This window comes from Streptomyces sp. SID5464, from assembly GCF_009862985.1.
GTDB lineage: Bacteria > Actinomycetota > Actinomycetes > Streptomycetales > Streptomycetaceae > Streptomyces > Streptomyces chartreusis_D.
The window spans coordinates 95,928-115,125 of record NZ_WWIQ01000022.1; the positions used below are offsets into that span (position 1 = coordinate 95,928).

Consider the following 19,198-nt stretch of genomic DNA (forward strand, 5'->3'; position numbering starts at 1 on the left):
GGGCATACTCCGCAATCGTCCCCCGAAACCGCAAGGCCCGCCCGCTCGGCGGACGGGCCTCACACACGGACCGCTGTCAGCCCAGGACCTGCGCCGCCTCCGGCGAGGAGTCCTTGAGGAACTGGGAGCAGCGCTCGTACTCCTCCTGCTCGCCGATCGCCTGTGCGGCACGGGCGAGGGCGTGCAGGGCACGCAGGAAGCCGCGGTTCGGCTCGTGCTCCCAGGGGACCGGGCCGTGGCCCTTCCAGCCGTTGCGGCGCAGCGCGTCGAGGCCGCGGTGGTAGCCCGTACGGGCGTACGCGTACGACTCGACGGTCGCGCCCCGCTCGAACGCCTCGTCGGCGAGCTGCGCCCAGGCGAGCGAGGAGGTGGGGTGCGCGGCGGCGACGTCGACCGGCGCGGTACCCGACGCGAGCATTTCCCGTGGCCCGGGGTCGTCGGGGAGGTGGGTCGGGGGCGGGCCCCCGAGGAGGTTCTCGTGAATGGACATGCCCCAAGTCTGCCGCAGGCATGAGCTGCGGGCAGTCGTGCCAGTTGGGGCGGCACCCGTCCCGAAGAAGCGGCACCCCGCCCCGCCGGGTTGCGCAACACCCCGGCGCGAGCCCGAACGCCCCGTCCCTACGACAGCCGCTTCCCCACCGGCTCCCCCTCCAGCGGCGGTGCCGTCACACCCCCGTGCCGCAGACACTCCGGCCGCTTGCAGCCCGGCGGCGGTCTCCGTACCACCGCGGCCGCGACGACCGCCCCCACCACCAACGCCCCCGCACACCACGCCATCGCCTTCCCGAAGGCCGCATCGAACGCCCCCGGCTCCCGGTACGCCTCCTCCCCCATCCCCGCCAGCAGCGGCAACGCCGCCACCGCCACCAGCCCCGCCGCGCGAGCCGCCGCGTTGTTGATCCCGCTGGCCAGCCCCGCCCGGGCCACATCCACCGACCCCAGCACGGTCGCCGTCAGCGGCGCCACCAGCGTGACCATGCCCAGGCCGAGCACCACCAGCGCCGGCAGCACATCGGCGACGTACGACGCCCCCGGCCCGACCCGCAGCATCAGCAGCATTCCCGCGGCGCACAGCAGCGGCCCCACCGTGAGCGGCAGCCGCGGCCCGATCCGGTCGGCCAGCTCGCCGGAGCGCGCCGACAGCACCAGCATCAGCGCGGTCGTCGGCAGCAACGCCGTACCGGCCGCGAGGGCCGAATAACCCACCACCACCTGGAGCTGGAGCGCGGCGAGGAAGAAGAACCCGCCGAGGGCCGCGTACACGCACAGCGTGACGAGGTTGACCGCCGTGAACTGGCGGGAGGAGAAGATGTCCGGCGGCATCATCGGCTCGGACCGCCGCCGCTCGACCACCACGAACGCCACGGCCGCGGCCGCCCCCGCCACCGCCGTACCGGCCACCACGAGGCCGCCCTCCCCGGCCGCCTCGATCAACGCGTACGTCAGCAGCGCGAGCGCCGAGGCGCCCAGCACCGCCCCCAGCACGTCGAACCGGCCCCGGGCCCGCTCGCCGCCCGACTCGGGCACGTGCCGCAGCGCCACGGGCACGCACAGCAGCGCCAGCGGAACGTTCAGCAGGAACACCCACCGCCAGCCCGGCCCGTCCACCAGCCAGCCGCCGACGAAGGGCCCGACCGCCGCGCCGATCCCGCCGAAGCCGGACCACAGGCCCACCGCGCGGCCCCGGTCGTCGGGATGGAAGGACGCCTGGATCAGCGCCAGCGACCCCGGGGTGAGCAGGGCACCGCCCACCCCTTGCAGGGCACGCGCGGCGATCAGCACCCCGGCGTTGGGCGCGATCCCGCACAGCAGGGACGCCACGGCGAACCACACCACGCCGACGACGAACACCTTCCGGCGCCCGAAACGGTCGCCCAGCGCCCCGCCCAGCAGGATCAGCCCGGCCAGGGTGACCATGTACGCGTTGACGGTCCACTGCAGGGCCGCCAGGTCCGCGTCGAGGTCACGGCCGATGCGGGGCAGCGCGATATTGACGACGGTCGAGTCCAGCAGGGCCATGCCGGAGCCGAGGACGGTGGTGAGCAGGATCCACTTGCCCTGCGGTGAGGCCAACCGGACATCGGGCATGCAGGGAGCATACGGAAGAGCCCGGCACCACAGGAGGTGCCGGGCTCCACGCGAGCGAACCGGGACTTACTTGATCTTCGTGCCGGTCGAGCGGAGGTGGCCGCAGGCCTCGACGACGCGCTGCGACATGGAGGCCTCGGCCAGCTTGCCCCAGGTGCGCGGGTCGTAGGTCTTCTTGTTGCCGACCTCGCCGTCGACCTTCAGGACACCGTCGTAGTTGCGGAACATGTGGTCCGCGACCGGGCGCGTGAACGCGTACTGGGTGTCCGTGTCGATGTTCATCTTCACGACGCCGTTCTCCAGCGCGGTGCGGATCTCCTCCTCCGTGGAGCCGGAGCCGCCGTGGAAGACGAAGTCGAACGGTGACGCCTTGCCGTACTTGGCGGCGACGCCCTCGTTCAGCTCCTTCAGCAGCTCGGGACGCAGGACGACGTTGCCCGGCTTGTACACGCCGTGCACGTTGCCGAAGGACGCGGCGAGCAGGTAGCGGCCCTTCTCGCCCAGGCCCAGGGCCTCGGCGGTGCGGATCGCGTCGTCGACCGTGGTGTAGAGGGAGTCGTTGATCTCGTGGGAGACGCCGTCCTCCTCGCCACCGGTCGGGGTGATCTCCACCTCAAGGATGATCTTCGCGGCGCGGGCCTGCTCCAGCAGCTCCTGGGCGATGGAGAGGTTGTCGGCGAGGGTCTCGGCGGAGCCGTCCCACATGTGGGACTGGAACAGCGGGTTCAGGCCGGCCTCGACGCGCTTCTTGGAGAGCGCCAGCAGCGGACGTACGTACCCGTCGAGCTTGTCCTTCGGGCAGTGGTCCGTGTGCAGCGCGATGTTCACCGGGTACTTCTCGGCGACGATGTGCGCGAACTCGGCCAGGGCGACCGCGCCGGTCACCATGTCCTTGTTGTACTGGCCGCCCAGGAACTCGGCGCCACCCGTGGAGATCTGGACGATGCCGTCGCTCTCCGCCTCAGCGAAACCGCGCAGTGCCGCGTGCAGGGTCTGGGTGGAGGTCACGTTGATGGCCGGGTAGGCGAACTTTCCTGCCTTCGCCCGGTCCAGCATCTCGTTGTAGACCTCGGGAGTTGCGATGGGCATGCGTCCGCTCCTTGTATCTGCGGGTTGGCGTACTGCGTTGTCGGCCCTGACCTAGACCTTGGGGTGCGACGTCATCGTCGGCCCCATCTTTCCAGACTTGGCCGGAAGGTCCAGGCCACCGTCCACGCCCTGGTCAGTCGAGGCCCAGCTCGTCCTTCGAGAAGGCGAAGAGGTACGGCACCCCGGCGCCCTCCTGGATCTTCTCCGCGGCGCCGGTCGCCCGGTCGACGATGGTCGCGACGGCGACGACCTCGGCCCCGGCCTCGCGCACGGCCTCGACGGCGGTGAGCGGGGAGCCACCGGTGGTGGAGGTGTCCTCGACGACCAGCACACGGCGGCCCGCGATGTCCGGGCCCTCGACGCGCCGCTGCAGACCGTGCGCCTTGGCGGCCTTCCGCACGACGAAGGCGTCCAGGCGCTGCCCGCGCGCGGCGGCGGCGTGCAGCATGGCGGCGGCGACCGGGTCGGCGCCCATGGTGAGCCCGCCCACGGCGTCGAACTCCAGCTCGGCGGTCAGGTCGAGCAGGACCTGCCCGACCAGCGGCGCGGCCTCGCCGTCGAGCGTGATGCGGCGCAGGTCGACGTAGTAGTCCGCCTCCAGACCCGACGACAGGGTCACCTTGCCGTGCACCACGGCCTTGTCCTTGATCTGCTGCAGCAGCGCGCCGCGTGTGTCCGTCATGCCGCCCAGCTTAGAGGCGGCGCCAGCTCCAGGTCGTGGTGGCCTCCAGCGGCTCCAGGGGCGTGACCAGGCGCGGCAGGGTGTTGAGCCCGTTGGGCGGGCCGGTCTGCGGCTCCACGCACACGGCCGCGTCCTGCTCGTCGTAGACGACGACCCACTCCTCCCGGCTGGTCACCCTCAGCTCCAGCTGCCCGGGCCAGGTGAGGGTCACGTCGACGCCACCGGGCATCCCGAAACAGTCGTCCCAGGGGCCGGGCTTCGGCTCGACGCGGTTGCCGGTGGGCAGGTGGTCGTCGCCGCGCTCCTCCTGCCACGCGGGGTGGAAGTCGAGCGTCACGTCCTCGCCGCCGAGGTTCCGGTTGAACCACGGGTGCCAGCCGAGCTGCGCCGGGAACGACGACTCGTACGTCTCCACGGACAGGGTCAGCGTCAGCGCGTCCTCGGTGAGGGCGACGACCTGGGTGACGCGGCCCGGGTGGGGCCAGGGGTCGACGAGCTCGTAGGTGATGACGGCCTCGGCCGTGCTCGTGCGGGCGGTGCGCCAGGCGCCGTCGCGTGCGGTGCCGTGGATGGCGTGGGGCGGGGCGTTGAGGGGCATCTGCCGCACGGCGGCGCCGTCCAGGAACCGCCCGTCCCGGATCCGTCCGCACCAGGGCACCATCGGGAAGCAGCCGAACCGCTCCCCCTGCCGGAGCATCTCCACGCCGCCGATCCGCAGCCCTCCGACCCGGCCGCCGTTGCCCGGCTGCACGGTCACCTCCGCGTCGCCCGCGGTCAGCGTGATGTCTTCGTCACTCACGGGACGACCCTACTGGGGTGATCAAGAGGGCCTCACGTGGTGCGGTGCGTTTTCAGCGGCGTCGGCGCAGGGCCCGGACGGCCACGACGGCCGACGCCAGCGCGAGCGCCGCCGCGGGGGCCGCCCAGCGCAGCGGGGCGGAAGGCATCACGGTCTGCGGCGCGGGCACCGGCGCGTACCGCCCGCGCGGCGGCGCGTGATCGACCTCCTCGGCGCTCCGCCCGATCATCGTGCGCCGCGCATGCGCCGCCTCGGCGATGTCCTCGTCGTCCTGCTCGTCCACATCGTCCTCGTCGTCCACGTCGTCCACGTCGTGCTCCTCATCCTGGTCATCCTCGTCCGAGGGCCCGAGAGAAGACGGCGGAATATCGGCGCCGAAGACGGCGGGGGGCTCGGGGGCCGGGGGCCCGTCCGCGGGACCCGACGTCCCGGCGTCCTCGGCCCTCGCAGTCCCCGGGGTCCCCGCCGGAGGCGGTGGGGCCGGGTCGTCCGCGTCCGGGGTCGTTTCGTAGTCGGTCGTGGCCCGGGGTTCGAAGTCCTGGGTGGCGAGGGGCGTGGTCGTTTCCGGCGCCGCCGCGGCCAGGTGTTCCGCGAAACGGTTCAGCAGGCGGGTGGCGGCGCCCTCGACCGCGTCGGACGGGAGGTCCTTGATCCGTCCGTCCGCGGCGGCCGTGCCGTCGAACACGATCGTCGTGCCGTCCTCCGCGTCGCGCAGGGCGATCCGCAGCGCGAGCTTCACCGACCCGGTGCCGCGGGCCTCCGTGGCGTCGCCCTCGACGGCGTACACCCCGTCGTCCCCCCGGGACACCCGTACGGCACCCCGGTACGTGACCGAGTGGCTGCCGACCCGGATCTTCAGCCGCCCGGCGACGGGCTCGGCGCCGGCGTCCTGCTGGAGCCCCGGAACCGCCCGGGCGACCCGCGCGGGGTCGTCCAGCACCTCCCTGAGCCGCTCGGCCGGAACCGGAACGAACACCTCGTGCTCCATGTCGACGGACTCTACCCAGCACACGCCGAAACGCACCCCCGCCTTCGGGATTCACTCCCGAACCGCCCCCGCCAGGCGTATCCTCACCCGCCCTCGCCCACCCTCACCAGGCCATCCCGGCCCGCTCAGTACCGCGGATGCACCAGCGTCGACGCGGGCAGCCCCGCGATCCGCGTGGCCCGCGCCGCCCGCTCCCCCGCCGCGAGGGACGCGTCGTCGAGGACGTACGGGCGCGGGCCGTCCGGATCGAGGCGCGGTCGCGGCTCCGTACGGGCGGCCAGGACGAAGCCCCAGTCCCGGGCCGCCCGGGAGCGGTCGGCGGGAGTGCGGTCGGGGCCCACGGCGAAACCGGCGTGGCGGCCACCCGTGCCGTACGGGGCGGTGCGGAAACCGGCCGCGCGGACGGTCGCCTCCACCGTCCAGAACACCCGCGGGCTGGACGTGACGGGCCCGGCGTGCACCACGAGCCGGCCGCCGGGGGCGAGCACCCGCCGTGCCAGGCCGTAGAACTCCTGCGAGTACAGCTTCGTACTCGCCGTGATGCCCGGGTCCGGCAGATCCGAGAGGACCACGTCGTAGGCCCCCGCGGGCGCTCCGCGCAGCCAGCCGAAGGCGTCCTGCGTGGTCACGCGCACGCGCGGGTCGCCGAACGCGTGCCTGTTCAGCGCCGACAGGGCCGGGTCGGTGCGGGCCAGCCGCACCACCTCCTCGTCGAGTTCGACGACGTCGACCCGTTCCACCCCGGGATGCCGCAGCGCCTCGCGTGCCGCCAGTCCGTCACCGCCGCCGAGGATCAGCACGCGCGCGTGCGGTCCGGTCATGGCCGGGTGGACGAGGGCCTCGTGGTAGCGCAGTTCGTCGCGCCCGCTGACCCGCAGCCGGCCGTCGAGGTACACGTCGAGGGGCCGGCCGTCCGTACCGCCGACGAGGACCACCTCCTGCACGCCGGTCTGCAGCGCCACGCGTACGTCCCCGCCGTACACCGCCTGCCGCGCGGCCCGTTCGAAGTCGTCGACGAGGACGGCGGCCGAGGCGAGGACCGCCAGCACGAGCACGTTGGCGGCCAGCAGCAGCCAGCGGGCGCGCCGGGTCAGGTCCCGCCGGAACAGGCCGAGCACCAGCGCGCCCCCGATGACCGCGTTGACGGCGCCGGTGAGCAGCGCGCCGGTCAGCTGGCCGAGGAACGGCAGCAGCAGGAAGGGGAAGGCGAGTCCGCCGACGAGGGCACCGACGTAGTCCGCGGCGAACAGGTCGGCCACCGCGCCGCCCGCGTCCTGGCGGCGGATGCGCTGGATCAGCTCCATCAGCAGCGGGACCTCGGCGCCGATGAGCAGCCCGGTCGCGAGCGAGAAGGCGACCAGGAGGCAGCGGGGCCCGCTGGCCCAGATCCCGCCCCAGTCGCCGGTCCAGGCGAAGACCGCGTACAGGGCCATCGCACTGCACCCGCCGACGAGGGCGAGGGTCGCCTCGACCGCGCCGAAGCCGGCCGCGGCGAGCCCGCGCAGCCGCTTCGCGGCGAGGGAGCCGATGCCCATCGCGAAGACCATGACGGACAGCACGACGGACGCCTGGGTGACGGAGTCGCCCATCAAGTACGAGGCGAGGGCGACGAGTTCCAGCTCGTACACCAGTCCGCACGCCGCGCAGACGAACACGCCCGCGAGGACCAGGAACCGTCCGGTGCCCGGCCGGACGGGCAGTCGCGCCGGGCCGCCGGGGCCGTCCGGGGCGCTCCAGACGGGCGGGGAACCGGGCGGGGCGGGCACGTGCGGCTCGATCACGCTGCGACGTTACGTCACGTCTCGACCGCGGATCGTCACCCACACGTGTGGTGCTGGTTTACAGAGGCCCGGCAACGGTATGGGATCCGGTTCGCCGAGTGAGTGACGTGCGGGGGAGATGCAGCTCGGCGACCGCCGTCGGCACCCGTACGCCCACCTTCGTGCGGGTCGCCACCAACTGCCCGTCCTGCGGGTACGCATGCCAGGTCCGCCAGTGCACCTGGCCCTCGTGGTGCCGGGCCAGCAGTGCCGTGAAGGCGTGCGGGCTGCCGGGGAAGACGCCGGCCAGACCGTGCGGGTGGTCGGAGACGAGGGCCAGCAACTCCTGGGCGCGGCCCGCGAAGGAGCCGGGCGAGAGGACCTCGACCCGGGCCGCGAACTCGTACTCCCAGTCGCCCACCCGCTTGGCGACGCCGAGCGGAAGCGGGGTGCTGCTGCCCGCGATGCACGCCACCGTCTCCGAGCAGATGCCCCGCTCCCCCTCCAGCAGGACCTGGTGGGACGCGCCGAGAAGTCGCAACTGAAGTTTGGCGCCCGCCAGTTCCAGGTCGAGCGTGGCCAGTGCGGGAAGCGGCTCGCGTCCCAGGGCCCAGGCGAGATCGGCCGCGCGCGTGTCGGTGTAGGAGGTGTTCAGGGTCGTGAGCATGGATCGGCTCCGCAAGCACACAAGGAGAGGGAGTGGGTCCGCTGCACCCCGGTCACGCCGGGGGATTGGGCCCGGGCCAGCCCGGTCGGCCGGTTTGTTTCGGGAAGATGTCCGCAGGGCGTCCGAGAGGCTGCGTTGGTGATTGAGAGGGAATCATGAACTGTCGCGTCGCAACAGCGTTTTTACCCAAGTTCGTAGGGTTTCCATCCCTCAGAGGGCTCCACAGCTCAACTGTTCAACTACGGCGTACGCCGGCGCCGGGGAGGCGTGCGCCGGCGCGCCGCGACTCCCACCGCAAGCCGGGACGGATCGAAGCCCGGGCTACGAACGGGCCCCTGAAGTGCCAGCTTGACGGCCGCAGTTGCCGCAGTCACGCCTCGCCCCGACGCTCCACGGCCAGAGTTGTCCTACAGGCATGCGAAATTGCCAGAACGCGCTCCGAGCCGCCCGACAGCCGTTCGACCCCTCCACCGGACGGAAACCTCGGACGCCGGCCGCACGGGGATGCTGGGCCTTCGGCCGCACAGGAGCACTGAGCCCCAGATCGGCACGGAGACCCTGCACCTCCGGCCCGCACGGCCCCCGGAACGCCGACCGGACGGGGGCCCTGGGACTGCGCCCGACACGAGAAGCCGGGACCTCCCGCCGACACCGACACCCCGGACCTCCGGCCCGCACGGACTCCGGACCTCCGACTGCACAGGGCCTCTGGGGCTGCGGCCGGCACAGAAACTCGGAACCTCCCGCCGACACCGACACCCCGGACCTCCGGCCCGCACGGACCCCGGAGCTCCCGCCGACCCCGAGACCCTGGGCCTCCGATCCACACGGACTCCGGACCTCCGGCCGCACAGGGCCCCTGGGACTGCGGCCGGCACAGAAACCCGGGAACTCCGCCCGGCACGGGAACCCCTGGCCCCCCGCCGACACGCAACGCGGGGCCCGCCCCAGGTGCGGACCCCGCGTTCGGTGGTTGCGGCTTACCCGTCGGGGAGCGCGGCTGACGTCTGTCAGCTGCCTCCGCCGCCGCAGCCACCTCCGCCACCACCCCCGCCGCAGGACGAACCGCCTCCGCAGGACGAGCCGCCGCCGCAGGAGTGTCCCCCGTGGTGTCCGCCTGACGAGCCGGAGTCTCCGCCCCCGGCCCACCAGCTGCCGCCGCTGTCGTGGCGCGACGACCCGGTGGACGCCCACCCCCCGCGACGGGCCGTCCGTCCGGATCCGCCGCTGCGGGCCTTGGACACCAACGCCCCGACCAAGAGGACTCCGATCACCGCCAGGATGATGCCGACGACCATGGCGTCACCCTCCTTCCGTTTCCCCCGAAGCGGCCCCCCGTGGGCGCCTCGCTCTAGCGTGAACAGGGGATGCCCGCCGCGCGTGCGGCCCAAAGCACAGTTGAGGAACTCCAGAGCTTCGGCGGAGGATGACCCGCATGACCTCCAGCGCGCGCCCCCTCCTCAACCGCCGGCTCGCCGAGTTCGGGACGACGATCTTCGCCGAGATGTCCGCCCTGGCCCTGAGCACCGGCGCCATCAACCTCGGGCAGGGCTTCCCCGACACCGACGGCCCCGAGGAGGTCAGGGAGGCCGCCGTACGGGCGCTGCGGGACGGCCTCGGCAACCAGTACCCGCCGGGCCCCGGCGTCCCCGAGCTGCGCGCCGCGATCGCCGCCCACCAGCAGCGGCGCTACGGCCTGTCCTGCGACCCCGACACGGAGGTCCTGGTCACCGCCGGGGCCACCGAGGCCATCGCCGCCGCGCTGCTGGCCCTGGTGGAGCCGGGCGACGAGGTGATCGCCCTCGAGCCCTACTACGACTCGTACGCGGCGTGCATCGCGATGGCGGGCGGGCGCCGGGTGCCGGTCACGCTCCGCCCGGACGACGGACGCTTCCGCCTGGACCTCGACGAGCTGCGGGACGCCGTCACCGACCGCACCCGTCTGCTGCTGATCAACACCCCGCACAACCCGACCGGCACGGTCCTCACCCGCGCGGAGCTGGCCGCGATCGCCGAGCTCGCGGTGGAGCGGGAGCTGCTCGTGGTGACGGACGAGGTGTACGAGCACCTGGTCTTCGACGACGCCGAGCACGTGCCGCTGGCGACGTTCCCGGGGATGCGCGAGCGTACGGTCACCATCGGGTCGGCCGGAAAGACGTTCTCGTTCACCGGCTGGAAGGTCGGCTGGGTGACCGGCACCCAGGAACTCGTGACCGCCGTCCGGACGGCCAAGCAGTACCTGACCTATGTCAGCGCGGGCCCGTTCCAGTACGCGGTCGCCGAGGCGCTGCGCCTGCCGGACTCGTACTTCGACGGCATCCGCGCCGACCTCCGCCGCAAGCGCGACCTGCTCGGCGACGGCCTGCGCACGGCCGGGTTCGAGGTCTACGAACCCAAGGGCACGTACTTCATCACCACCGATATCACTCCTTTCGGTGAGAAGGACGCCCACCGCTTCTGCCGCGCGCTGCCCGAACGCTGCGGCGTCGTCGCCATCCCCAACTCCGTCTTCTACGACGACCCGGCCGCCGGCCGCAGCCAGGTCCGCTTCGCCTTCTGCAAGAGGGACGACGTTCTGCACGAGGCCGCCGTTCGGCTGCGGCGCCTGGCTTCGTGACATCACCTCCCCAGCCGGCATGACCGTGCGAAGCGCGCCCGCATGATCGGGTAACAGGTTCTTCAAAGGTTCTTCATCACCTCCGGCCTACGGTCGGGCTGCCCGCCGCGCCCGCGGTCGGGCCCGACAGGAGGCGGGAGAACCGATGAGGACGAACCGGGTGCTGGCGGCCGTGGTGACGGCGTCGGTCATGGTGATCACCCTGGCCGGCTGCGGCGGCGAGGGCGACGCTCCGAAGGTCCCCACGGCCGGTGGCGACAACGCGTCCGCGGCGTCCGGCAAGACGGCCGCCCCCAGCGGTGGCGACGACGTGTCCGCCTACGTGAACGCCCAGCGCGAGTGGGTGAAGTGCCTGCGGGAGAACGGGGTCGACGCCCCCGACCCGGACGCCAAGGGGCAGGTCGACTTCGGCGACAACGCGGCGTTGAAGAAGGACACGAAGTTCCTGAACGCCTCCGAGAAGTGCGCCTCGCTCGTGGCGGCCGTCCCCGAGAGCCTCGAGAACGCCAACCAGCCCGAGCTCACCCCCGAGCAGATCAAGGTCAAGCGCGACTACGCCGACTGCATGCAGAAGAACGGCGCGCCCGACTTCCCCGATCCCGGCCCCGACGGGACCGCGCAGGGCTCCGAGTGGGACCAGACGTCGGCGGGAGCCAAGCGTGCCACCCGTGTCTGCGCTCCGATCATCGGCGACCCGGTGGACCAGCCCGAGGGCAAGGGCTGACGATGACGGAGACGGTCATGCAGACCGATCACGAGCGCGGGGCGGCTCCCGCGCCGCCGCCGCGCGGACGGCGCGGCCGGCGTACGGTCCTGGTGGCCTCGGCTTTGGTCGTCGTGACGGCAGTCGCCGTGGTCGGTGCGCTGGGCCTCGGCGGAGGCGGGTCGGAGGACGGCTCCTCCGCCCCGCCCCGCTCAGGCTCCACCGTCCCGGTCACCCGGGCAACACTGACCGAACGCACCACGGTGGACGGCCAGTTGGGCTACGGCACTGAGATACCGCTGCCGATCAAGTCGACGGGCACCGTGACCTGGCTGCCCACGGAGGGCAGGACGGTGGAGCGCGGCGGCACTCTGCTGCGCGTCGACGACCGGCCGGTGGTGCTGCTGTACGGGACGCTGCCGATGTACCGGGACCTGGGCCTGACCGCGGACACCGGACAGGGCACCCGGCAGGACGCCGGGAACACGGGGGACGCCCAGGGCACGGGTGGCCAGGGCCCCACGGACGCCACCTCCAAGGCCCCGGCTCCCGCCGGATCGCCGACGCCGGGTGGCGCCGGGGCCGGAGGGACAGGGGGCACTCTGCGCGGGATGGACGTCCTGCAGTTCGAGAGCAATCTCGCCGCCCTCGGCTACACCGGCTTCACGATCGACGAGGAGTTCACCGACGCCACCGCCCGCGCGGTCAAGCGCTGGCAGGAGTCCCTCGGGCTTCCCCGGACCGGCAGGGTCGGCGTCGGGGACGTCGTCTACTCCACCGGCAGGGTGCGGATCGGCCACGCTGGTGTCCGGCTCGGCTCGGCAGTCACCGAGGACGTCCTCACGTACACCGGTACGTCTCGGAAGGTCGTCGTCAACGCCTCGGCGGCGGAGGACTCCTGGGCCGTGCGCGGCGCCGCCGTCACGATCGGGCTGCCCGACGGGAAATCGGTGAAGGGCGAGGTGGCCTCGGTGGGGAAGAAGGCGACCGCCCCCGAGGAGGGAGGCGGGGAGGGCGGCTCCGGGGCACCGACGGTTCCGGTGACCATCACCATCAAGGACCAGAAATCCGTGGGAAGGCTTCAGAGCGCGCCGGTCACCGTCGAGTACGTGGGGCGGGAACGGGCGGACGTCCTCACCGTCCCGGTCGCCGCGCTGGTCGCCCTCGCCGAGGGCGGCCACGGCCTGGAGACCGCGGACGGCCGGTTCGTCGCGGTGAAGACCGGGCTCTTCGCGGACGGCCGGGTGGAAGTGAGCGGAAACGCGGTCCGCGAGGGCATGAAGGTGAGGATCCCCGAGTGAGCGCAGCGCCGGCCGTCGTGGAGTTCGACGGGGTCTCCAAGACGTACCCCGGCGGTGTGGCGGCGGTACGGGACGTGACCTTACGCATCGGGCGCGGCGAACTCGTCGCGGTCGTCGGCCCGTCGGGATCTGGCAAGTCCAGCATGCTGAACCTCATGGGCAGCCTCGACCGGCCCTCCGCCGGGCGGGTGCTGGTCGACGGCCACGACGTGGCGAAGCTGACGGACCGTGAGGTGTCGGCGCTGCGGGCCACCCGGATCGGCTTCGTCTTCCAGCAGTTCCATCTGGCGGTGGGGGTTCCGGTCCTGGACTCCGTGGCCGACGGGCTGCTGTACGCCGGGGTACCGCTACGCCGCCGCCGGGCCAGGGCGGGGGTGGCGCTGGAACGAGTCGGCCTCAGCCACCGCGTCCACCACCTCCCGCACCAGCTGTCCGGCGGCGAGCGCCAGCGGGTGGCGGTGGCCCGGGCGGTGATCGGCGAACCGGCGGTCCTGCTGGCGGACGAGCCGACCGGCAACCTGGACTCCGCTTCCGGGGAGGCCGTACTCGGTCTGCTGCGCGAGCTGCACGCCGCCGGGACCACGGTCGTGATCATCACCCACGACCGGGAGATCGCGGCCGGCCTGCCCCGCCGCATCGAGATGCGCGACGGCCGCGTGGTGGCGGACACCACGACCACGGACGCGCCGAGCGAGGCGGTCCGATGACCGACGGTACGACGAACGGCCTCCCCATGGACGACGCCCCACCCACCCTGCCGTCCGGCCGCCGCAGGGACGCCGGACGTGGCCGCGGACGGGCGAGCGGTGCCGTCGGCGGCACGGACGGCGGGCTGCGGGCCGCCCGCCTCGGTCCCCAGGACATCGTGCGACTCGGCGGGACCGGGCTGCGGACTCGTCCCCTGCGGGTCTTCCTCTCCGCGCTCGGGATCGCGATCGGCGTCGCCGCCATGATCGCGGTGGTCGGAATCTCCGGCTCCGGCCGGGCGGAAGTGGACCGTCGGCTCGACGCGCTCGGCACCAATCTGCTGCGGGTCGCCCCCGGCGACACACTCGACGGCACGGAGGCGAAGCTGCCCCACGAGGCAGTCCCGATGATCGGCCGCGTCCCGCCCGTGCAGCAGGTCGCCGCCACCGGCGCAACCGACGCGCACATCTACCGCAACGAGCACATCGCCATCGGCCGCACCGGCTCCCTCGAGGTCCTCGCGGCCGGCACGGACCTGCTGCCGGCGGTCGGCGGCCACGTCCGCCGGGGCCGCTGGCTGGATTCCGCGACCGAGAAGTACCCGGCGGTCGTGCTCGGCTCCACGGCCGCGGGGCGGCTCGACGTGTACACGCCGGGGACCCGGGTCTGGCTCGGCGGCCGCTGGTTCTCCCTCGTCGGCGTCCTCGATCCCGTACCGCTCGCGCCGGAGCTCGACAGCGCGGCGTTGGTCGGCTGGCCGGCGGCCCGGACGTACCTGCGCTTCGACGGCCATCCGTCCACGGTCTATGTCCGCGCCGAGGACAGCCAGGTCGCGGAGGTACGGGCCGTGCTGCCGGCCACGGCGTACCCGGAGAAACCGGGCCAGGTCCGCATCTCCCGGCCCTCCGACGCGCTCGCCGCCCGCGAGGCCACCGAGTCGGCGCTGACCGGGCTGCTGCTCGGCCTCGGTGGCGTGGCCCTGCTCGTCGGTGGCGTGGGGGTCGGCAACACGATGGTCATCTCGGTCCTGGAGCGGCGCCCGGAGATCGGCCTGCGCCGGGCGCTGGGGGCGACCCGCGGCCAGATCAGGACCCAGTTCGTCACGGAGTCGCTGCTGCTGTCGCTCATCGGCGGCCTCGGCGGGACGGTGCTGGGGACCGCGATCACGGCGGCCTACGCCCTCAGCCGCGACTGGCCGACGGTCGTCCCGGTGTGGGCGAGTGCGGCGGGGATCGGCTGCACCCTCGTCATCGGCATGATCGCCGGACTGTATCCAGCGGTACGGGCGAGCCGACTGTCACCTACGGAGGCCCTGTCCGGCTCCTGAGCGGCCCGCCCGTCGTACGGGTCAGGGGCGGCCTCGGTGAGACCGCCCCTGACGCACTATGAGTCCGGCCTGCTCAGCACTGCTGCGGGAGTGCCGGCGGGCGTACTAGAAGCCGCAGTAAGTGAGGCTGCCGCCGTCGCTCAGCAGGTCGTCGCGGACCCAGCCGGTCGTACCGGTGGTGTCGTTCCGGAGGTACGTCCAGGTCTCACTGGTGTTCCCGATGCGCGTGTAGCAGTGGTAGTCGAGGTTGTGGGTGTTGTAGGCGATGCCGAGGATGGCGCAGCCGGTGCTGGAGCCGCTTCTCTGGTTGGCGCCGTTGGCCGTCCTGTCCCAGGAGCTGCTGTCCATGTCCGAGGCGGTCCTGCCGCAGGACGCGGCTGCGGAGGCCGGGGTGGAGAGGGCGAGCGGGACGGCCATGGCCACCGCCGCAAGGGCAGGTACGACAGCCGCGAGTCGACGCTTCATTTCTGTACCCCCATGAATCCATTTTCTGTTGGCACTGCTTGCCCGGGCACCGCTTGGCACCTGAGCAAAACAGCCACCACTGCATCAATCGGTGTGCAAGTGGCGTCAGTACAATCGCAGTCACAAAAATCCTGAAGAAATAATTCCGCCCGCAACTGTCCAGATTGTGTCGACGGGGGACCGAAAAATGTCACGAGCGAAAATGCGCCGCTCTAGCGCCTTTTTGGCCCAAGGCGCCCCCTTGACGAGCATCCGGCGCCCGCACCTCACGACTCCCAGTGGCGGCACGCGATGAGCTTCCGGCTCCGGGTACTCGGCCTGCTGATGCTGGTCGCGATGGCCGCGACCGCCGCCACCGCTTGGCTGACCCTGCGTCAGGCGAACCGCCAGGTGCAGGAGAGTGTCACCGCGGGACGGCAGGAGGTCTCCCGGATCACCGGCGAGCTCCGCGCGTACGGGGTCGCGCACGGCACCTGGGAGGGCCTCTCACCGACGGTGAGCCGCCTGGCCGAGGACACCGGCCAGCGCATCCGGGTCGCCACCGAGAACGACGTCCTGCTCGCCGATTCCGACGCGCTCCAGGGCCGTGCCCCCCGCCCGGTGAGCAGCCAGCCGCCGGTGCTGGTCGACCCGCGTCCCCTCCTGCGGATCCCCGCGGGACAGATACCGCGGACCTCGATGAAGCTCACGGCGACGGCGATCGCACAGTACCGCGCCGAAGCGGCGTACGCGGCCTGTCTGACCCGGGCGGGGGCCGAGGTGACGGCCCGGCCGGACGACACCGGCGTGCCGCGGATCCGCACGGAGCGCCGGCCGAAACAGTGCAAGGAGCCGACGGGCGAACCGGACCCCCGGACTGCGCAGGACCTCGCGGCGATCAGGACGTGCGAGTCCGAGCAGCAGTTCATCACTTGTCTGCAGCGGGTGTTCAACGAGCGCGTGGGCTCCGCCGCCCCGCCACGCCTGGAGATCCGTCTCGGCGTCCGGGACGAGTCCCCGCCCACCCTGGCCGCAGCACCCACGGTGGCCGTCGCCGGGGGCGTCGCCCTCGCCGCCGTGGTCGGCGCCCTGCTCCTGAGCCGGGCCGTGCTGCGCCCGGTCCGTGCCATGACCCTGGCCGCCGGGGGGCTGGGCGAGGGAGACCTGGGGCGGCGGGTCCCCGTCTCCGGCCGGGACGAGATCGCCCAACTCGGCCGTGCCTTCAACCGGATGGCAGACTCCATACAGGCCGGCGAGGAACGCCAGCGCCGCCTCACCGGTGACATCGCCCACGAGCTGCGCACCCCGCTGGCCAATCTGCGCGGCTATCTGGAGGCCCTGCGGGACGGGATCGTCGAACCGACCCCCGAGCTGCTCGACTCCCTCCACGAGGAGGCACTGCTGCAGCAGCGGATCGTGGACGACCTGCAGGATCTCGCGCTGGCCGAGGCCGGTGCACTCACCTACCACCGCGCGCGCGTCGACCTGCGCGAGCTCCTCGAAGCCGCCGGCACGGCCCACCGCGCCCAGGCCGACGCGGCGGGTGTCACGCTGAGGCTGGAGGCGCCGCAGCCTGTGTACGTCATCGCCGACGCCGACCGGCTGCGTCAGGTCGTCGGCAATCTGGTCGGCAACGCCCTGAGGGCCACGGCACCGGGCGGCACGGTGACACTCGCCCTGGTCCGGAGCGGCGATCTTGCGATCATTCAGGTGCGGGACACCGGCAAGGGCATACCCGCCGAGGACCTGCCGCATCTCTTCAACCGCTTCTGGCGGGCGGACGCGGCACGGGGCCGCGCCACCGGAGGGAGTGGCCTGGGGTTGTCCATCGCCCGCCAGATCGTGACCGATCACCAGGGGACGATCGACGTGGAGAGCGCCGTCGGCGTCGGCACCACGTTCACCGTCGCGCTCTCCACGGCCCGGCCGCGGGCCGACGCCGACTGATCAACCCGGTCAGGATCCCGGGAGCGCTTGGGTGGGGGCCGAGCTGTCCAGCAGGCGGTACCCCCGGCCGTACACGGTCTCCAGATGGCGTGGCCGGGCCGGGTCGTCCCCCAGCTTCCGGCGCAGGTTGCGCACATGGGCGTCCACCGTGCGCTCGAGTACATCGCTGTCGAAGCCGAAGGCGCTCTCGATGATCTGGGCCCGGGTGAACACCCGCCCCGGCTTGCGGGCCAGAGCCTCCAGGATGGAGAACTCCTTGGAGGTCAGCGCCACCGGACGGTCCGCCACCCGGACCTCGAAGCGGGCGGTGTCCAGTTCGACCGCGCCGACCCGCAGCACCTCGCTCCCGGCCGCGCCGCCTTTCCTGGAGCGCCGCAGCAGCGCCCGTACGCGCGCGGTGAGTTCGCGGGGACTGTAGGGCTTGGTGAGGTAGTCGTCGGCCCCCAGATCAAGGCCGAGGAGCATGTCCTCCTCGGTGCTGCGGGCGGTCAGCAGCAGAATCGGCACCTCGGAGGCCTCGGCACGCAGAATGCGGCATACGTCGAGGCCGTCGACGAGCGGCAGCATCACATCGAGAACGATGAGATCCAGCCCCGTCGAACGTGCCCGTTCCAGCGCTGCCCTGCCGTCGCCCACGACCTGCACGGCGTTGCCTTCCCGTTCCAGATAAATCCGTATGAGACGAGATTGCTTTTCGTCGTCTTCGGCGACCAGGATGCGCGCGCTCAACGATTCTCCTCAGCGAGGCCCTGCACGATTCCATCACCGTTGATACCAACGCGCCCCCGGAATTCCCACCTCCGGGAAACTCCCGGTTCCCTGGACTGAAGGGCGTCGGGGGGCCTGAAGGCACCGAAAAAGGCATACGGCGCGTACAGCACGTACCTGCTCGTACGCGCCGACGCGCCGCCGGTGCGGAGGCCTGCCGGTCCTACTCCTCGTCCTCGGGCTTCTCCGCCTCGTTGATCTCCTCCTCGAGACCGAGCTGCTCGATGAGCCACTTGTCGAACTCGATCGCGGCCCGCACCCAGCTGACCGTCGAGGAGACGAAGTGCTCCAGGCTCACACCCATGCCGATCAGCATCTGGGCCTCGCCGATCAGGCGGACCGTGCCGTCGTCGTGGGTGTGGCTGTAGACCTTGGGCCACAGGGTGCGGCGGTTCCAGTCGTCGATGGACTCCAGGATCTGCGGCTTGGCCTCGATCTCGTGGGGCCGGTCGTAGAACGTCCGCACGGAGAAGACCTGCTGGTCTCCCTCACCCCGGAACATGAAGTAGGTGCGGAACTGCTCCCACGGCGCCGCGAGGTCCCCCTCGTCGTCGACGACGTACTTGAGCTCCATCTGGTCGAGGAGCTGCTTCACGAGGTCCTGATCCGGGACGACGGGGCCCGCCGGTCCTTGCGGCTGCGGCTCGGGCTGGCCCCCGAAGTTCGGAATCGAGGACGGGTCGATGGTCACCGTGATTTTCCCTTCGTACGGATTCCGCCATCCTCCCCCATCCGGGGAGGGGGGTGGCAAGCCCCGACAGACCCTCTAAGCCCATGGCTGACACGATCCGGTCAACCGCAACCTCCAGGTGCCGCGCGCCGTCCTCCTGAATGACGGACGGAGGGGGCGACGGCGGCGGAACCGGACAGGGGCTGCACGCGGTGGCGGCTGATCCTGCCCGTCCTGGCCGTGCCGGTGCTCGTCCTCGGGTTCCTGATCGCCGGCCTCTTCGTCCGGGCTCTGCCGGACGAGGGGGATCCACGCGAGGGGGCCCTGCGGAAGGTGCCCCGCGGGCAGGCGCCGGCCTCCGGCGGCGCCTCGCCCCCGGCGCACGCCCACGTCGGGACCTGCACCCTGCAGCAGGGCATCGACGCCGCGTACACGGCGGTGCAGCGGATGCCGCGCGAGGACGTCCGCGGCTGGCTGCGCGAGACGTATCCGAACGCGCCCGAGGCCCGCTCGGACGGCTCCTGCGGGGCGCTCTGTCTCGACGTGAGCCACGAGGACGGCCCGCCCGCCGCGGCCGGGGCGCACGTGGTGCAGGTGCGGGGGGAGTACGAGAACGCCGAGACAGCGCGGGTGCGCTTCTCGGCGTTCACCATGTGACGTC

General features: G+C 72.4%; 18 protein-coding genes. 7 read left to right on the forward strand and 11 right to left on the reverse strand.

The genetic code is table 11. From position 1 onward, the window contains the following. Nucleotides 1-76: 76 nt before the first annotated feature. The 8 genes from GTY47_RS16005 to GTY47_RS16040 all read right to left on the reverse strand — a co-directional run bounded on the left by GTY47_RS16005 (nucleotide 77) and on the right by GTY47_RS16040 (nucleotide 8,073). Entirely contained in the window at nucleotides 77-490 is a 414-nt protein-coding gene (locus GTY47_RS16005) for a DUF3151 domain-containing protein (protein WP_010032064.1), read from the reverse strand. Between the two features lie 128 nt (nucleotides 491-618). Continuing rightward, nucleotides 619-2,088 carry an MFS transporter gene (locus GTY47_RS16010; protein ID WP_010032065.1) on the reverse strand — a complete coding sequence of 490 codons (1,470 nt, stop codon included), beginning with the start codon at nucleotides 2,086-2,088 and terminating at the stop codon, nucleotides 619-621. Nucleotides 2,089-2,154: 66 nt separating this feature from the next. Further along, complete coding sequence (gene fbaA, locus GTY47_RS16015; protein ID WP_010032066.1) at nucleotides 2,155-3,177, reverse strand: class II fructose-bisphosphate aldolase; 1,023 nt, start codon at nucleotides 3,175-3,177, stop codon at nucleotides 2,155-2,157. Nucleotides 3,178-3,310: 133 nt separating this feature from the next. Then, entirely contained in the window at nucleotides 3,311-3,859 is a 549-nt protein-coding gene (gene pyrE / locus GTY47_RS16020; protein WP_010032067.1) for an orotate phosphoribosyltransferase, read from the reverse strand. A 10-nt stretch (nucleotides 3,860-3,869) separates the two neighbouring features. Next, entirely contained in the window at nucleotides 3,870-4,658 is a 789-nt protein-coding gene (locus tag GTY47_RS16025) for an aldose 1-epimerase (RefSeq protein ID WP_010032068.1), read from the reverse strand. Nucleotides 4,659-4,710: 52 nt separating this feature from the next. Then, nucleotides 4,711-5,646 carry an SRPBCC domain-containing protein gene (locus GTY47_RS16030; protein ID WP_078602715.1) on the reverse strand — a complete coding sequence of 312 codons (936 nt, stop codon included), beginning with the start codon at nucleotides 5,644-5,646 and terminating at the stop codon, nucleotides 4,711-4,713. A gap of 125 nt (nucleotides 5,647-5,771) precedes the next feature. Further along, nucleotides 5,772-7,427, reverse strand: coding sequence for a polyamine aminopropyltransferase (locus GTY47_RS16035; protein WP_010032074.1), 1,656 nt, complete (start codon nucleotides 7,425-7,427; stop codon nucleotides 5,772-5,774). Nucleotides 7,428-7,485: 58 nt separating this feature from the next. After that, nucleotides 7,486-8,073, reverse strand: coding sequence for a DUF2617 family protein (locus GTY47_RS16040; protein WP_010032077.1), 588 nt, complete (start codon nucleotides 8,071-8,073; stop codon nucleotides 7,486-7,488). Nucleotides 8,074-9,499: 1,426 nt separating this feature from the next. Between GTY47_RS16040 and GTY47_RS16050 the strand changes: the two genes are divergently transcribed. The 5 genes from GTY47_RS16050 to GTY47_RS16070 all read left to right on the forward strand — a co-directional run bounded on the left by GTY47_RS16050 (nucleotide 9,500) and on the right by GTY47_RS16070 (nucleotide 14,708). Beyond that, complete coding sequence (locus GTY47_RS16050; RefSeq protein ID WP_029180619.1) at nucleotides 9,500-10,690, forward strand: pyridoxal phosphate-dependent aminotransferase; 1,191 nt, start codon at nucleotides 9,500-9,502, stop codon at nucleotides 10,688-10,690. A 145-nt stretch (nucleotides 10,691-10,835) separates the two neighbouring features. After that, nucleotides 10,836-11,414: a hypothetical protein gene (locus GTY47_RS16055; RefSeq protein WP_010032082.1), complete on the forward strand. Its 579-nt coding sequence runs from the start codon at nucleotides 10,836-10,838 to the stop codon at nucleotides 11,412-11,414. A 17-nt stretch (nucleotides 11,415-11,431) separates the two neighbouring features. After that, the gene (locus GTY47_RS16060) at nucleotides 11,432-12,694 is read left to right on the forward strand and encodes a peptidoglycan-binding protein (RefSeq protein WP_231911142.1); all 1,263 of its coding nucleotides are present in this window, start codon (nucleotides 11,432-11,434) and stop codon (nucleotides 12,692-12,694) included. Then, nucleotides 12,691-13,401 (forward strand): ABC transporter ATP-binding protein, encoded by a 711-nt coding sequence (locus tag GTY47_RS16065; protein ID WP_010032086.1) that lies wholly within the window; start codon nucleotides 12,691-12,693, stop codon nucleotides 13,399-13,401. Before GTY47_RS16060 ends, GTY47_RS16065 begins: the two co-directional genes overlap by 4 nt. Further along, nucleotides 13,398-14,708 (forward strand): ABC transporter permease, encoded by a 1,311-nt coding sequence (locus GTY47_RS16070; protein ID WP_010032087.1) that lies wholly within the window; start codon nucleotides 13,398-13,400, stop codon nucleotides 14,706-14,708. Before GTY47_RS16065 ends, GTY47_RS16070 begins: the two co-directional genes overlap by 4 nt. A gap of 105 nt (nucleotides 14,709-14,813) precedes the next feature. On the opposite strand, the gene GTY47_RS16075 is transcribed toward GTY47_RS16070, so the two are convergent. Next, complete coding sequence (locus GTY47_RS16075; RefSeq protein ID WP_029180621.1) at nucleotides 14,814-15,173, reverse strand: SH3 domain-containing protein; 360 nt, start codon at nucleotides 15,171-15,173, stop codon at nucleotides 14,814-14,816. A 291-nt stretch (nucleotides 15,174-15,464) separates the two neighbouring features. Here GTY47_RS16075 and GTY47_RS16080 point away from each other — a divergent pair, with 291 nt between their 5' ends. Continuing rightward, nucleotides 15,465-17,099, forward strand: coding sequence for an ATP-binding protein (locus GTY47_RS16080; RefSeq protein ID WP_010032091.1), 1,635 nt, complete (start codon nucleotides 15,465-15,467; stop codon nucleotides 17,097-17,099). Between the two features lie 9 nt (nucleotides 17,100-17,108). Here the strand turns inward: GTY47_RS16080 and GTY47_RS16085 are convergent, their stop codons facing one another. Both GTY47_RS16085 and GTY47_RS16090 read right to left on the reverse strand, forming a co-directional pair. Next, nucleotides 17,109-17,828 (reverse strand): response regulator transcription factor, encoded by a 720-nt coding sequence (locus tag GTY47_RS16085; protein ID WP_029180622.1) that lies wholly within the window; start codon nucleotides 17,826-17,828, stop codon nucleotides 17,109-17,111. A 202-nt stretch (nucleotides 17,829-18,030) separates the two neighbouring features. Next, the gene (locus GTY47_RS16090) at nucleotides 18,031-18,558 is read right to left on the reverse strand and encodes a YbjN domain-containing protein (protein ID WP_010032094.1); all 528 of its coding nucleotides are present in this window, start codon (nucleotides 18,556-18,558) and stop codon (nucleotides 18,031-18,033) included. Between the two features lie 219 nt (nucleotides 18,559-18,777). Here GTY47_RS16090 and GTY47_RS16095 point away from each other — a divergent pair, with 219 nt between their 5' ends. Then, entirely contained in the window at nucleotides 18,778-19,194 is a 417-nt protein-coding gene (locus GTY47_RS16095) for a hypothetical protein (protein WP_010032096.1), read from the forward strand. Nucleotides 19,195-19,198: the final 4 nt, after the last annotated feature.

Coding starts and splice junctions, on each gene's coding strand:
- GTY47_RS16010 (WP_010032065.1), bottom strand. CDS start 2,088: ATGCCCGATGTCCGGTTGGCCTCACCGCAGGGCAAGTGGATCCTGCTC.
- GTY47_RS16070 (WP_010032087.1), top strand. CDS start 13,398: ATGACCGACGGTACGACGAACGGCCTCCCCATGGACGACGCCCCACCC.
- GTY47_RS16050 (WP_029180619.1), top strand. CDS start 9,500: ATGACCCGCATGACCTCCAGCGCGCGCCCCCTCCTCAACCGCCGGCTC.
- GTY47_RS16030 (WP_078602715.1), bottom strand. CDS start 5,646: ATGGAGCACGAGGTGTTCGTTCCGGTTCCGGCCGAGCGGCTCAGGGAG.
- GTY47_RS16075 (WP_029180621.1), bottom strand. CDS start 15,173: ATGAAGCGTCGACTCGCGGCTGTCGTACCTGCCCTTGCGGCGGTGGCC.
- fbaA (WP_010032066.1), bottom strand. CDS start 3,177: ATGCCCATCGCAACTCCCGAGGTCTACAACGAGATGCTGGACCGGGCG.
- GTY47_RS16040 (WP_010032077.1), bottom strand. CDS start 8,073: ATGCTCACGACCCTGAACACCTCCTACACCGACACGCGCGCGGCCGAT.
- GTY47_RS16055 (WP_010032082.1), top strand. CDS start 10,836: ATGAGGACGAACCGGGTGCTGGCGGCCGTGGTGACGGCGTCGGTCATG.
- GTY47_RS16005 (WP_010032064.1), bottom strand. CDS start 490: ATGTCCATTCACGAGAACCTCCTCGGGGGCCCGCCCCCGACCCACCTC.
- GTY47_RS16060 (WP_231911142.1), top strand. CDS start 11,432: ATGCAGACCGATCACGAGCGCGGGGCGGCTCCCGCGCCGCCGCCGCGC.
- GTY47_RS16080 (WP_010032091.1), top strand. CDS start 15,465: ATGAGCTTCCGGCTCCGGGTACTCGGCCTGCTGATGCTGGTCGCGATG.
- pyrE (WP_010032067.1), bottom strand. CDS start 3,859: ATGACGGACACACGCGGCGCGCTGCTGCAGCAGATCAAGGACAAGGCC.